11 protein-coding genes are annotated in these 12,514 nt (G+C 74.2%); 5 read left to right on the top strand and 6 right to left on the bottom strand.

Annotated features, from left to right (window positions below; all coding sequences use genetic code 11):
• Window positions 1–45 precede the first annotated feature (45 nt).
• On the top strand, window positions 46–546 hold the full coding sequence (locus ACFPP6_RS12805) for an SCO4402 family protein (protein WP_417801534.1): 501 nt from the start codon (window positions 46–48) through the stop codon (window positions 544–546).
• A 70-nt stretch (window positions 547–616) separates the two neighbouring features.
• Complete coding sequence (purU, locus tag ACFPP6_RS12800) at window positions 617–1,510, top strand: formyltetrahydrofolate deformylase (RefSeq protein ID WP_336013025.1); 894 nt, start codon at window positions 617–619, stop codon at window positions 1,508–1,510.
• Between the two features lie 122 nt (window positions 1,511–1,632).
• On the opposite strand, the gene ACFPP6_RS12795 is transcribed toward purU, so the two are convergent.
• Together ACFPP6_RS12795 and ACFPP6_RS12790 are read right to left on the bottom strand one after the other, a co-directional pair.
• Window positions 1,633–2,883: a zf-HC2 domain-containing protein gene (locus ACFPP6_RS12795; protein ID WP_382040512.1), complete on the bottom strand. Its 1,251-nt coding sequence runs from the start codon at window positions 2,881–2,883 to the stop codon at window positions 1,633–1,635.
• Window positions 2,880–3,458: a sigma-70 family RNA polymerase sigma factor gene (locus ACFPP6_RS12790; RefSeq protein WP_382040509.1), complete on the bottom strand. Its 579-nt coding sequence runs from the start codon at window positions 3,456–3,458 to the stop codon at window positions 2,880–2,882. The genes ACFPP6_RS12795 and ACFPP6_RS12790 overlap by 4 nt, the downstream gene beginning before the upstream one ends.
• Window positions 3,459–3,969: 511 nt before the next feature.
• Here ACFPP6_RS12790 and ACFPP6_RS12785 point away from each other — a divergent pair.
• Window positions 3,970–4,365 carry an STAS domain-containing protein gene (locus ACFPP6_RS12785; RefSeq protein ID WP_179082233.1) on the top strand — a complete coding sequence of 132 codons (396 nt, stop codon included), beginning with the start codon at window positions 3,970–3,972 and terminating at the stop codon, window positions 4,363–4,365.
• A 69-nt stretch (window positions 4,366–4,434) separates the two neighbouring features.
• Here the strand turns inward: ACFPP6_RS12785 and ACFPP6_RS12780 are convergent, their stop codons facing one another.
• The 3 genes from ACFPP6_RS12780 to ACFPP6_RS12770 all read right to left on the bottom strand — a co-directional run bounded on the left by ACFPP6_RS12780 (window position 4,435) and on the right by ACFPP6_RS12770 (window position 8,235).
• Complete coding sequence (locus ACFPP6_RS12780; protein ID WP_382040506.1) at window positions 4,435–5,583, bottom strand: sensor histidine kinase; 1,149 nt, start codon at window positions 5,581–5,583, stop codon at window positions 4,435–4,437.
• The gene (locus ACFPP6_RS12775; RefSeq protein ID WP_382040503.1) at window positions 5,580–6,332 is read right to left on the bottom strand and encodes a response regulator; all 753 of its coding nucleotides are present in this window, start codon (window positions 6,330–6,332) and stop codon (window positions 5,580–5,582) included. The genes ACFPP6_RS12780 and ACFPP6_RS12775 overlap by 4 nt, the downstream gene beginning before the upstream one ends.
• 502 nt (window positions 6,333–6,834) lie before the next feature.
• Window positions 6,835–8,235 carry a helix-turn-helix domain-containing protein gene (locus ACFPP6_RS12770; RefSeq protein ID WP_382040500.1) on the bottom strand — a complete coding sequence of 467 codons (1,401 nt, stop codon included), beginning with the start codon at window positions 8,233–8,235 and terminating at the stop codon, window positions 6,835–6,837.
• Window positions 8,236–8,745: 510 nt separating this feature from the next.
• On the opposite strand from ACFPP6_RS12770, the gene ACFPP6_RS12765 reads away from it, so the two are divergent.
• On the top strand, window positions 8,746–10,044 hold the full coding sequence (locus ACFPP6_RS12765) for a M64 family metallopeptidase (protein WP_382040497.1): 1,299 nt from the start codon (window positions 8,746–8,748) through the stop codon (window positions 10,042–10,044).
• A gap of 58 nt (window positions 10,045–10,102) precedes the next feature.
• Here the strand turns inward: ACFPP6_RS12765 and ACFPP6_RS12760 are convergent, their stop codons facing one another.
• A complete protein-coding gene (locus ACFPP6_RS12760) occupies window positions 10,103–10,837 on the bottom strand; it encodes a TetR/AcrR family transcriptional regulator (protein WP_382040495.1) in 735 nt (244 codons plus the stop codon).
• A 100-nt stretch (window positions 10,838–10,937) separates the two neighbouring features.
• Here ACFPP6_RS12760 and ACFPP6_RS12755 point away from each other — a divergent pair, with 100 nt between their 5' ends.
• A complete protein-coding gene (locus ACFPP6_RS12755; protein WP_382040492.1) occupies window positions 10,938–12,437 on the top strand; it encodes an MFS transporter in 1,500 nt (499 codons plus the stop codon).
• The last annotated feature ends 77 nt before the right edge of the window (window positions 12,438–12,514 follow it).

Here is a 12,514-nt window from a genome sequence, read left to right as displayed (position 1 = left end):
AATGCGGGGGCCGGAGCGGGCCGCCCGGGTGGGAACGTACGATCGATTGCTATGCAGGGTTCGGAGAAGTCTTCCCGCCGCGGCCGCCGCTCGACCACCATGGACGGCATGCCGCTCAATGACATGCCGTGGTGGCGCTGGCGTGCGCATGTGCGCTCGGCGCTGCACATGCTCTCGGACCCCGACTTCCAGCGCGAGCGCTGGCTCGCGGGCGACGCGGGATTCGGGGACGTGACCGACGCCGTCTACCGGCTGGTCGAGGACACCTGGCTGGACAACTGGTCGGCCGAGAAGTACATCGGGACGATCTTCCGGGACTCGGGCGAGGCCGCGCTCGTCGACCTGGCCGTGCTGCGGGTCCTGCGGATCATGCACCAGGTCGGGCCCGACGCGCCCGTCTCGGCGTACCTGGAGCACCACGGCTGGCCCGAGGCCGTACGGGCCGCGCGGGAGGCGCACGTACGGCTGGCGCTGAACGACGGGGACGAGCCGGAGGTGCCGCCGCGCCCGCTGGACGTGCTGGACCGGCTCACGCAGGCGCGCTGAACCGCGACGCCGGGCGCCGCGGGGCCGGGGCGGTCGGACGGGCCCCGCGGGTGTGCGAGGCTATTGGGCTATGAACGCCTCCCAGTCCCCTGCCGCCGAAGGGGCCCCCGCGCAGCCCGAGCAGTACGTCCTCACCCTCTCCTGCCCCGACAAGCAGGGCATCGTCCACGCGGTGTCCAGCTACCTCTTCATGACCGGGTGCAACATCGAGGACAGCCAGCAGTTCGGTGACCGCGACACCGGGCTCTTCTTCATGCGCGTCCACTTCGGCGCGGAGGCGTCCGTCACCGTGGAGAAGCTGCGGGCCAGCTTCGCCGCCATCGGGGACTCGTTCCACATGGACTGGCAGATCCACCGGGCGGACGAGAAGATGCGCATCGTCCTGATGGTGTCCAAGTTCGGCCACTGCCTGAACGACCTGCTCTTCCGCTCCCGGATCGGCGCCCTGCCGGTGGAGATCGCCGCCGTGGTCTCCAACCACACCGACTTCGCCGAGCTCGTCGGCTCCTACGGCGTCCCCTTCCACCACATTCCGGTCACGAAGGACAACAAGCCGGAGGCCGAGGCGAAGCTCCTGGAGCTCGTCCAGGCGGAGAACGTCGAGCTGGTCGTCCTCGCCCGCTACATGCAGGTGCTCTCCGACGACCTCTGCAAGGTCCTCTCGGGCAAGATCATCAACATCCACCACTCCTTCCTGCCGAGCTTCAAGGGCGCGAGGCCGTACCACCAGGCGCACGCGCGCGGCGTGAAGCTGATCGGTGCCACCGCGCACTACGTGACCGCGGACCTCGACGAGGGCCCGATCATCGAGCAGGAGGTCGAGCGCGTCGGCCACGAGGTCACCCCGGAGCAGCTCGTCGCCGTCGGCCGCGACGTGGAGTGCCAGGCGCTCGCCCGCGCGGTGAAGTGGCACAGCGAGCACCGGGTGCTCCTGAACGGGCGGCGGACGGTCGTCTTCGCGTAGGACCGCAACCTGCGGAGCCCGCAGAGCTTGCAGACCCGCAGAACCCGCAGAACGGCCTGTGGCCCGCATCCCCGATGCGGGCCACAGGCCGTTCCGGCGTCTCTCGCGTCTCCTGCGGATCCTCACATCCGCGACAGCGAAGCCGTCGCGTACAAGGCGTCCAGGATCGCCTCGCGGTCCCCCGTATGGCCCGCCGCGGCCTCCTCCGGGTGGACGTGGCCCGCGGCCAGGCGGCAGAACTCCAGGGCGTCCAGGGCCACGTGGGCGACCTCGTCCTCCGGGGCGGCGCCGGCCGCGGGGGAGTCGAGGGGGAGGTACCAGTGGCCGCCGCCGCTGCCTTCGACCTCCAGGTGCAGCGTGCGGCCCGGGGCGCCCGCCGCGGCCAGGGTGCGCGGCGGCGGGGCGAGGCCGGCGCGGCGGCGGTCGGCGATGGCCGACGGGAGCATGCGGGCGGTCAGGTCGACCAGGTCGTGGAGGTGGCCGGGCGAGGGCGGGCGGTAGGGGTAGTCGACGGCTTCGGCGATGTCCTCCGCGTGGATCCAGCACTCGAAGGCCCGGTCGAGGAACGCGTCGCGCAGGGGGAGGGTGAACCGTCCGTCCGGGACGGGCAGTTCCGCGGCGCCCGCGTCGGCGAACGACGCGCTCCGTATCAGTGCGTGCCCCTGCCGCCGCCACTCCGTGCGCACCGCGCCGGGCGGGCCCGCCGCGGCCTCCTCCGGCGGCTCCGGGAGGCCCAGGGCCGCGGCGACGGAGCCGTCGGCGGCCGTGAGGTGGGCGATGACCGCGGCGACCGACATGTCGCGCTCCACCGCCCGCGACCCGTCGAACCACTGCAGCCGCACCGGCGCCTGCCACTCCGCCTCGCCGAAGTCGCGCAGGAGGGCGTCGAGCCGGGCGGTCTCCGCGTCGTAGGGGGCGACCCAGGAGGGCAGGGGGACGCGGGCCGGGCGGCGGCCCAGGCAGGAGGCGAGCACGCGGGAGCGCAGCCGCGGGTCGAGGTCCAGATTGTCCTCCGGGTGCAGCAGGGCGACGGCTTCGCGCAGCCGTACGGCCTCGTCCGCGCAGGTGGCGCAGTCGGTCAGGTGCGCCTCGACGGCCGCGGTCTCCTCGGGGGAGCAGGCGGCGAGGGCCCACGCGCCGAGCAGGGATTTCAGTAGCTTGTGCGACATCGGGGCCGTCTCGGGAGCGATCGGAGGCGTCTCGGCAGCGGGGGCGGGGACGGCAGCAGGGGCGGGGGTGGGGGTGGCTTCCGGCCACCGGGCGGTGTCCTCGGGGGCGGCCCGGGGCAGCGGTATGCGCGGCGGACGGGGCGGACCGGAAGCGCCGTTTCCGTCTTGACGGCCGGGCCCGCCCCGCCCGGGTGCCTCGCTCACAGGGCCCCTCCGTGCGCGGGCGGCGCGACGGCGCGCGGCCCGGGGTGCGCGGTGGAGAGCAGCTGCAGGCCCAGGCGCAGCCGGCGGCGCGCCTCGTCCTCCGTGACGCCGAGGTGGGCGGCGGCCCGGCGGTAGTCGAGACGGCGCAGGTAGGCGAGGTCGAGGGCGGCGCGCAGCGGGGCCGGCATGGAGGTGACGATGTAGTCGGCGCGGGCGGCGGCGGACGCCGCGCGGACCTTCTCCTCGATCTCGTCGGGCGTGGCCGCGCCGTCGCTCTGCGACTGCCGCAGCCGCTCGACGGCCTGACGGTGGGTGAGCCCGGCGATCCAGGAGCGCAGCGAGCCCTCGCGGGGGTCGAACTCGCCGGGGTGCTCCCAGACATGGCCGAAGACCTCGCGCGTGACGCGGTCGGCGCCGGCCTCGTCCCCGAGGACGCGGTGGGCGAGGGTGTGCACGAGCGAGGCGAAGCGGTCGTAGAGCTCGCCGAGGGCGGCGGCCTCGCCGTGCGCGAGCCGCTGCTGCATCTTGCGGTCCCACCGGGGTGGTGCTGTTGCTGCTGATGCGTCGGTCGCCATGTCTGCCCCTCCGTCCGCCCATCTGCCCGTGCCGTCTGCCCGTGCCGTCTGCCCGTGCCATCTGCACGTCAACCGGCCTGCCGGTCCGTCGTCGTCGCGCTGGTGTGCGTCGCACTCATGACCGCCGTCCGCGGCGCACAACGCTTGTGCTCACGGTCACATACTCCTCGAATGTAGTGGCCGGGTCCGACAGTCAGGCCGTCTTTGCGGGGAACATCGTGAAGATCGCCCCGCCGAACGGCGCCGGATGGTATTGCCCCGGTCACTTTCCGCACATCTGGCCGATCGTTACGGATCGTACGTGCGCGAATGTGCCGATGTGTTATGCGGGTGTGACCGGAACTTTGGGGATTAAGGGTTCGAGCTGGGCATAGGCTCGTTGGGGGCCGGTTCTGTACATCCGGTCCCACCGGCGTTTCACAAGGGAGAGACGGGGGAGACGCCGGGCAGCCACGGCTGCGGAAAGGTCCGTTCCGGGGAGCGAGAGACCGAGCGAAGGGGCTTCGAGCGCGTGACGTTGAAGGTGAAGGACGCCGAGCGGGGGGACTGGGCCGTCCTCCGGGTCTCCGGCGAGATGGACCTGGTGACGTCGCCGGTGGTCCGGCAACGCGTGCACGACGCGGTCGCCGACGGACGGCGCAGCCTCGTGCTCGACCTGGCCGAGGTGCGTTTCTGCGACTCCAGCGGCGTCGGCGTGCTGATCGCCGCCCGCCGCCTGATGCGCTCCTGTCAGGGGCGCCTGAGACTCATCCTGCCCCCGCAGGGCGGCGCGGCGGACGGCTCCCACGTCAACAGGGTGCTCGGCGCACTCGGGGTGCGCCGCCTCTTCGAGATCTATCCGGACCTGGCCACGGCCACCCACGAGGGCCGCGACAGCGGCGAACCCCTCCCCGCGCAGTCCGCGTAGGGCGGCGCTCCCCCTTTGGAAGGGCCTCTGGCGAGGCCTCTCGGCGGGGCCTCTTGGAAGGGCCTCCCCTTATCCCTCCCGCGGGAATCCGGCCCGCACGACGAAGCCGCCCTCCCGCGTCGCATGCGCCTCCAGCGTTCCGCCCAGGCTCTGCGCCCGCTCGCGCAGCCCCACCAGACCGTGCCCGCCGCCGGGCAGCCCGGGCGCCGGTACGGCCGCGTCCGGCGGCCCGTTGCGGATCTCCACCAGGAGCGTCTCCGCGACGTCCTCCGCCAGCCGCACCCGTACGTGTGCGCCCGGCGCGTGCTTACGGGCGTTGGTCAGTGCTTCCTGCACCGTGCGGAACGCCGCCCGTTCGACCGCCTCGGAGCGTGCGGTCCGCGCGTCGCACGTGTTCTCGTAGGACACGTCGAGCGCGCTCAGCTCGATCAGCCGCGGCAGGTCCGCGAGGCGCGGCTGCGGGGTGAGCTCCTCGGTGTCGGCTCCGGCGGCGCGCAGGATGCCGACCATGTGCCGCAGCTCCTCGAGCGTGCGCACGGACAGCTCGCGGATCCTGCGGGTCCCCTCGCGCGCCTGGGCGTCCCCCGTGCTGATCTGCACGGCGCCGGCCTGCAGGCTGATCAGGCTGACCTGGTGGGCGACGACGTCGTGCATCTCGCGGGCGAGCCGGGCGCGCTCGGTGGCCAGGACCTGGTCGGCGAGCAGCCGGTCCTCGCGCGCCCGGCTGCGCGTCAGCTCGTCCAGCCGGGAGGCGAGCTCGCGCCGGGTGCGGGTGAGCAGGCCGAGCGCGACGGGCGTGGCGGCGGTGACGCACGCGTCGACGAACTGCAGGGCCACCTCGCGCCGGTCGTCGAAGGACAGCTCCGAGATCGGGTACGGCAGGAAGTGCGCGACGGCCAGCAGCGCGGCCGCCCCGACGAGCAGGCGCCGGTCCGGGCGCAGCGTCGCCACCGTGTACAGCGCGATCATCGGGGCGAACCAGATGTAGCCGATGTAGATGCCGGGCAGCGTCACCGCGAAGACGGTGAGCGGGAAGCGCCTGCGCCACAGCAGCGCGACCGCGGCCACCAGCGACACCCCGAGGTCCAGGCCGAGCCCCGGCCCGTTGACCAGCACCGCGTCCAGGGCGGCGATCAGTACGGGCACCACCAGCAGCACGGCGGTGCGCGCCCGCGGGGGGAGCCGGGAGCCGAGCCGGAGTCCGGCGGGGGCGGTCATGCGCCGCCGCCCGGCGGAGCGGCGCCCTGCACCTGCCCCGCGCCGCCCACCTGTCCCGCACCCCGGGCCCGGCCCGCCTCCTCGGCCTGCGGACGGTGCTTGCCCTGCGCGGTGACGAGCCCGGCCCGGTCGGCGACGATCGCGGCCTGGACGCGGTTCAGGCCGCCGAGCTTGCCGAGCACGGCACGGACGTGGTCCTTGACGGTGCTGGGCGCGAGCCCCATGCGCTCCGCGATCTGCGGGTTGGCCAGCCCCGCGCCGAGGTGAGCGAGCACCTCCCGCTCGCGCGGGGTCAGCGCCGCCACCGCCTCGGCGGCCGTCGTCTCCGCCTCGGACGCGAGGTAGCCGCCGATGACCGCGCGGGTCACGCCGGGGTCGAGGACGCTGCCGCCCGCCGCGAGGGTCCGTACGGCCTGGACGAGCTGCTCCGGGTCGGTGTCCTTGAGGAGGAAGCCGGTCGCGCCGCCGCGCAGGGCCGCCGCCAGGTACTCGTTGGCGTCGAAGGTCGTGAGCATGGCGACGGCGGGCGGCTGCGGGGCGTCGCGCAGCGCGCGTAGAACGGTCAGCCCGTCGACGTCCGGCATCCGGATGTCGAGCAGGACGACGTCGGGGGCGCAGGCGCGCACGGTGGCGACGGCCTGGCCGCCACCGCAGTCGGCGACCACCTCGATGTCGGGGGCCGTGCCCAGGATCATCCTCAGCCCGGACCGGACGAGCTGCTCGTCGTCGACCACCGCAACACGGATCACCTGCCGTTACCTCTTCCACGCCCGCTGCCCGGTGTCATGCCGCTCGCTCCCTGCTCGATCCGCGCTCGTTCCACGACCGGCTAGAGCCGGTTCTCCCTGCTCCGGTTCCGGTCACGCACCCCGTCCGGTTCCCGTCACGCCTCCAGCCTGCCGCACGGTTCCGGCAACGACGGCCGAAAACGGAGCGTGGCGCTCCTCCCGATCTTCCCCCGGTCCGTCCCCCCGTCGGCCCCCGGCCGTCCGCCCGGTCGTCCCCCCGATGGGCGGAGGGACCCCCTCCGATCGGCGGGGGCGAGCCGGGACCCACGGGGGATTCCGCACGGGGCGTGCGGGCGGGCAGAGTGCTGTCCGTACTGCAGCATGCCGGGACTGACCTACCGGCGTGAGGTGCCGCAGCACACGGCCGAGGGTCGCCGCATCCCCCACAGGCGGCGACCCCCGGCCGGGGGAAATCCCCTCTGCACACAGGGGTATGCACAGGGGCCGAAGCCGTGCTGTGCCGTCACATGGGCGGCGCGGCCGGCGCCGGCCCCAGCGTCGTCGTCCCCGGCGCGGCCCGGTGCCCGAGCCCCGTGCGGTACGCGTCCAGCGCCGCCTCGACCCGCCCCGTGCGCCGCAGCAGGTCACCCAGCAGCCGGCACAGATCGGCCAGGTCCCCCGCGGCCCCCGTGCGCTCCAGCAGCGACAGCGCGGCGCAGTAGTGCTCCTCCGCCGACTCCGTCAGCCCCCGCTCCTCCGCGATCAGCCCCAGCAGCCGGTGCGCACCGCCCGCGTGCACCGCGCCGCGCTCGGCGCCCAGCGCCGACGGCGACAGCAGCGGGCTCAGCAGCCGCTCCGCCTCGTCCGCCTTGCCCCGCCGCCGCAGCACGTCGGCCAGCTCCACCTCCACCTGCACGGTGAACAGCGCGGCCCGCTTCGACGCCAGCATGTCGCGCGCCGTCCGCAGCTCGCTCTCGGCGCCCTCCAGGTCGCCGTTCTGCGCGCGGACGTAGCCGCGCATCCAGTGGCAGTGCGCGAGCTCGGTGCGGATGTGCAGCTGCTGGTAGAGCTCCTGGGCCTTGGCGAGTGAGGCGTCGGCCTCCTCGATGCGGCCCTCGGCGATCAGGGTGCGGGCCACGCCCCGGTGCATGCCGGCCACGAGCGCCGGATCGTCCACCTGGGGCGCCAGCGCGAGCGCCAGCTCCGCGGCGTGCGCGGCTCGTGCGTGCGCCCCCATGTCCATGTAGGGGGCGATGGAGGCCGTGTAGAGGAGCAGCAGCGCGTCCGGGTCGTGCAGCCCCGAGGCGTTCAGCTCGTCGAGCGCCGTCTCCAGCAGGTAGCAGGCGTAGCGCAGCTCCCCGGCCAGCAGGTGGGCGGTGGCGCGCCCGCGCAGCGCGGGGACGCGGCGCGGCAGCGGCTCGTCGGCCAGCAGCGTCTCGGCGGCGGCGTAGTGGTCGCGGGCGGCGGAGAGGTCGCCGGTCTCCAGGGCGCAGTCGCCGAGCCCGAGGAGCGCGGCGGCCCGCTCGGGGACGAGCTCCGCGCGCGCCGCCTCCTCGTGCAGCGCCCCGTAGAGCGCGGTGGCGTCCTCGGCGGCGCCGGTGGCAAGGGTGCGGCGGGCGTCGGTGAGGCGCATCCGCAGCCCGGTGGCCAGGTGCGCCGGGCGGCCGGTGGCGAGCTCGTCGACGGTGGTGCCGAGCCGGTCGGCGAGGTGGCGCAGGGCGGTCTCGGAGGGGCGGACGCGGCCGGACTCCAGGGTGGAGATGTAGGCGGCCGTGTAGGCGGGTTCGGCCAGCTGGCGCTGGGTGAGGCCCTTGGCCGTGCGCAGCCGCAGCACGCGCCGGCCGATCTCGGCGGGCCCGTCGGCCCGTATGCCGTGGGTGCTGTTCTCGGCCACTGCTGCCCCTCGGTAGGTTACGCCGTGCATTTTGATGGAACCATGCCGGACGGTCCCGACGGGCAGGATCTCGTGGGGGGCGCACAGAGGCTCGGAGGGGCGCTCGGTGAGGCACCGGCAGGCGCGGCGATGCCCTCGGCGACCGGCCGCCACCGCCACCGCCGGCCCGGCCTCGTCCTCACCGACCACCACTTCGACGTGCCGCTCACCACGACGCCCGCTCCGGCGGGCACATACGGATCTACGCGCGCGAGGCCCCGAGCGTCGCGCCCGCAACGCAACCGCCCCGCCCGCAACCACCTCGGCCGCCGTCCGGGCCGTCCCCCAAGTCGCGCTTCAGGCAGCCTGCCCGGCGTCCTTCCGGACCGTCTTCCCAGTTGCCTTCCCATCTGCCTTCCTGGCTGACGTCTTAGCTGACTTCTTGGCCGTTTCTTCGGCCGCATCCATTGCCGGGCGCCTCCCGGGCCCCTACGTTAAGCCGCGCATTAAAGCGACTTGACCCACTGCTTAAGCAGCGGTGGAGCTCGGGAGGAACCCCCCATGAGAAGACGCATATCCCTCGCGGCCGGCGGCCTGGCCCTCGCGGCGGCCCTGGCCGCCACGGCCCCCGCGGCAGCGGTCGGCCCGGACAAGCCGGCCGCACCGCAACGCACGCAGGACGTCGAGTACTTCACCGGCCCCGACGGCCATCCCCGCCACACCACCATCCCCGCGTCCCCGCCCCTGCCGCGCCCCCTCGCCCCCTCCGCGAAGGGCGACGGGGACGTCACCCCCGTCATCAGCAACGGCCCGGTCGGCTCCAAGCTCGACGTCGTCTTCATCGGCGACGGCTACACCGCGGACCAGCAGGACGCCTTCCACGCCGCCGTGCGCACCAAGTGGGCCAAGATGTCGGCCGTCGAGCCGTACGCCTCTTATGCCGGCCTGTTCAACGTGTGGGCCGTCGACGCCGTCTCCCGCGAGTCCGGCGTCACCAACGACCCGGCCAAGGGCGTCACGAAGGACACCGCCCTGCGGTCGTACTTCTTCTGCGACGACGTGGAGCGGCTGCTGTGCGTCGACACCGCCCGCGTCGAGTCGTACGCGGCGAAGGCGCCGGCCGCGGACCTCGTCGTCGTCCTGTCCAACTCCGCCAAGTACGGCGGCGCGGGCTACAACGACGTGGTCTCCCAGGCCGGTTACGACGGCATCGCCACCGCGTCCTCCGACCACCCCAAGTCCGACCAGGTCGCCGTCCACGAGACCGGGCACTCGCTCGGCAAGCTCGCCGACGAGTACCAGTACGACGAGTACGGCACGTACACCGGCGCCGAGCCGGGCGACACCAACATCAGCACGCTGGACGCCGGGCAGCAGAGCGCGCAGCGCAAGAAGTGGTACCGCTGGATCGGGCGGACCTCGCCGGACGGCGGCACGGTCGGCGCGTACGAGGGCGGCGGCTACTACCCCAAGGGCCTCTACCGCCCCACCGAGAACTCGATCATGCGCACGCTGGGCCGGGAGTTCAACCTGCCCGGGCGCGAAGCCATGATCGCGGGCTTCTACCGCCACGCGAGCGTGCTGACCAGCGACAGCGGCCGGTACGGAACGGTCTCGCGGCGCGAGCGGGTCGTCGTGCGGCCGGCCGTGCCCACGGCGACCGTGCGCTGGTACGTGGACGGGCTGGAGGCCGTGGCCGCCCGCGGCCGGACCGAGGTCGTCCCGCGGATGCTCGGCGTGCCCGGCGACGGCCGCCCGCACACGCTGACGGCGCGTGCCGTGGACCGTACGGACGCGGTCCTCGACCCGGAGCTGCGCAAGCGGCTGGCGGGCTCGCTGACGTGGAAGGTGACGCGCTGAGCCGATGGGGCCGGGTGACGCGCTGAATCGATACGGCTGGGCGGCGTTCGGGCGGCGTTCAGGCGGCGTCCAGGAACTCCGCGTCCGCGTAGGCGAGGGCGAGGCGGTCGCAGCCGTGGGTGAGGGCGGCTCGGGCCGCCTCGCGCACGCGCTCGGCCGGCTCGTCCGCCGCCAGCGCGGCGTGCAGCGCGTCGAAGGACAGCTCGCGGACCGCGCCGGTCAGGGACGCGAAGACCTCCAGCTCGGCCCGTATCCCCGGGTCCGCGGCGCGCTCCCCGGCCCGCTCCAGGAGCAGGTCCAGCAGCTGCTCCCGGCGCGCCTGGCCGAGCGGGAGGTAACTGCGGCGCAGGGCCGGGCTGTTCAGCAGGATGCGGGAGAACGTGCGGGCCTGGGGGAGGGAGGCCTCGTCCAGGACCGCGTCGAAGGCGGCGGCGCAGGCGCGGTGCACCCCGTCGACGACCTCGACGGCGGTCGCCGCGCCCGCCACGGCCTCGGCGATGCCCGCCTCGAACTCGCTCCGGCGGCCGAAGAAGATGTCCTCCTTCGACGCGTAGTGCGTGAAGACGGTGGCAGGCGCCACGTCCGCCTCGGCCGCGATCCGGGTGAGCGTCACGGCGTCGAAACCCTCCTCCGCGAAGAGGCGGAAGGCGGCTTCGGCGATGGCGCGCCGGGTGCGCTCGCGCTTGCGGCCGCGCATCCCGGTGTCGCTCCTGGGCGCGGTGCTCCTCGTCGCGGTGCCGCCGGCCGCGGTGCCGCCGGCCGTGGTGCTGCCGGTCGTGGTGCTGCTGGTCATGTCCCCAGGGTAGCCGTCCGGCAAGTAGAAATAGAGGTGCTACATTTTTGGAGCACCTCTAGTTTCGCTGCTCCGTCACCCGCCGGAGGACGTGATTGCCATGCGCGCTGCCGACCCCCCGTCACCACGTCCCGCCATACGCAGGGCCGGTCCGGCCACAGCCGGCGGCCGGCCCCCACGCGCCACCACCGCGATCCTCGTCATCGCCTGCACGGCCCAGTTCATGGTCATCCTCGACGTGTCGATCGTGAACGTGGCCCTCCCGGCGATCCGCACCGAACTCCACCTGGGCACCGCCGGCCAGCAGTGGATCGTCAACGCCTACACCCTCGGCTTCGCCGGCCTGCTGCTGCTCGGCGGCCGCGCGGCCGACCTCGTCGGCACCCGGCGCGCCTTCCTCGCCGGCGTCACCGCGTTCACCCTCGCCTCCCTGGTCGGCGGACTCGCCTCCGGCGGCCCCCTGCTGATCGCCGCCCGAGCCGTCCAGGGCGTCGGCGGTGCCGTCCTCGCTCCCGCCACCCTCACCCTCATCATGCGGACGTTCACCGAACCGGCCGCCCGCACGCGGGCCATGGGCGCCTGGAGCGCGGTCATGGCGGCGGGCGGCGCGGTCGGCGGCGTCATCGGCGGCGTGCTCACCGAGTACGCCGGGTGGCGGTGGGTGCTCTTCGTCAACGTCCCCATCGGCGCGGGCCTGCTGGCGGCAGCCCTCGCCTCCGTACCGGCGGCCGCCTCCGCCCCCGCCGGGCTGCGCCGCCTCGACCTGCCCGGCGCCGTGACCGTCACCGCCGGCCTCACCGCCCTCGTGCACGGCACCATCGCCGGTGAGACGCACGGGTGGGGCGCTCCGCACGTGTGGGGGTCGTTCGCCGCCGGGGTGCTGCTGCTCGCGGCGTTCGTGGCGATCGAGGCCCGCGTCGCCCACCCGCTCGTACCGCTCGCGATCCTGCGCCGCCGCACGCTCGCCACCGCCAACCTCCTCGTCCTCGGCATGGGCGCGGCAGCGTTCGCCATGTGGTTCCTGCTCTCCCTGTACTTCCAGCAGGTGCTCGGACAGAGCGCACTCGGCGCGGGCCTGTCCTTCCTGCCCGGCTCGCTCGCGATCGTCGTCGGCGCCCAGGTCTCCACCCGCCTCATCGCCCGCACCGGGCCGCGCCCGCTGATCGTCACCGGTATGACGATCAGCACGGCGGGGCTGCTGTGGCTGTCGCGCATCGGTGACGGGGGTACGGGAGGCGGGGGTGCGGGAGGCGGCGGAGGCGCGTACGTGAGCGCGGTGCTCGTCCCCTTCTTCCTGGCCACCCTGGGCGCGGGCCTGTCCCTGATGCCCGTCACCGCCGCCGCCACCAGCGGCACGGCCCCGGCCGAGGCGGGCCTGGCCTCCGGGCTCGTCAACTCCTCCCGCCAGATCGGCGGCGCCCTCGGCCTGGCCGCACTCGCCACGGTCGCCGCACACACGACGGCGGCACGCGCCACCGGCAACACGGCCGGCGACCTGGCCGCCGGCTACGGCAGGGCGCTGCTGATCGCCTCGGCGTTCACGGCGTGCGCGGCGCTGGGGGCACTGGCGCTGCCGGGCGGGCGACGCAAGTCCACGTGAACTCTCTTCGCCGTGAACTCTCAGCCGTGAACTCTCTCCGCCGCGAATTCTCTTCGCCCGACCATCAATCCACAGGA

Source organism: Streptomyces aureoversilis, from assembly GCF_042657885.1.
In the GTDB taxonomy this organism is placed as follows: domain Bacteria; phylum Actinomycetota; class Actinomycetes; order Streptomycetales; family Streptomycetaceae; genus Streptomyces; species Streptomyces aureoversilis.
Note: the sequence above shows the minus strand (reverse complement) of the source record. Positions and strands in the feature narration are given on the sequence as shown.

What these genes read in the sequence shown, in the direction of transcription:
- ACFPP6_RS12760 (WP_382040495.1), bottom strand. Translation starts at nt 10,837, where the DNA reads ATGACCAGCAGCACCACGACCGGCAGCACCACGGCCGGCGGCACCGCG.
- ACFPP6_RS12780 (WP_382040506.1), bottom strand. Translation starts at nt 5,583, where the DNA reads ATGACCGCCCCCGCCGGACTCCGGCTCGGCTCCCGGCTCCCCCCGCGG.
- ACFPP6_RS12765 (WP_382040497.1), top strand. Translation starts at nt 8,746, where the DNA reads ATGAGAAGACGCATATCCCTCGCGGCCGGCGGCCTGGCCCTCGCGGCG.
- purU (WP_336013025.1), top strand. Translation starts at nt 617, where the DNA reads ATGAACGCCTCCCAGTCCCCTGCCGCCGAAGGGGCCCCCGCGCAGCCC.
- ACFPP6_RS12770 (WP_382040500.1), bottom strand. Translation starts at nt 8,235, where the DNA reads ATGCACGGCGTAACCTACCGAGGGGCAGCAGTGGCCGAGAACAGCACC.
- ACFPP6_RS12790 (WP_382040509.1), bottom strand. Translation starts at nt 3,458, where the DNA reads ATGGCGACCGACGCATCAGCAGCAACAGCACCACCCCGGTGGGACCGC.
- ACFPP6_RS12755 (WP_382040492.1), top strand. Translation starts at nt 10,938, where the DNA reads ATGCGCGCTGCCGACCCCCCGTCACCACGTCCCGCCATACGCAGGGCC.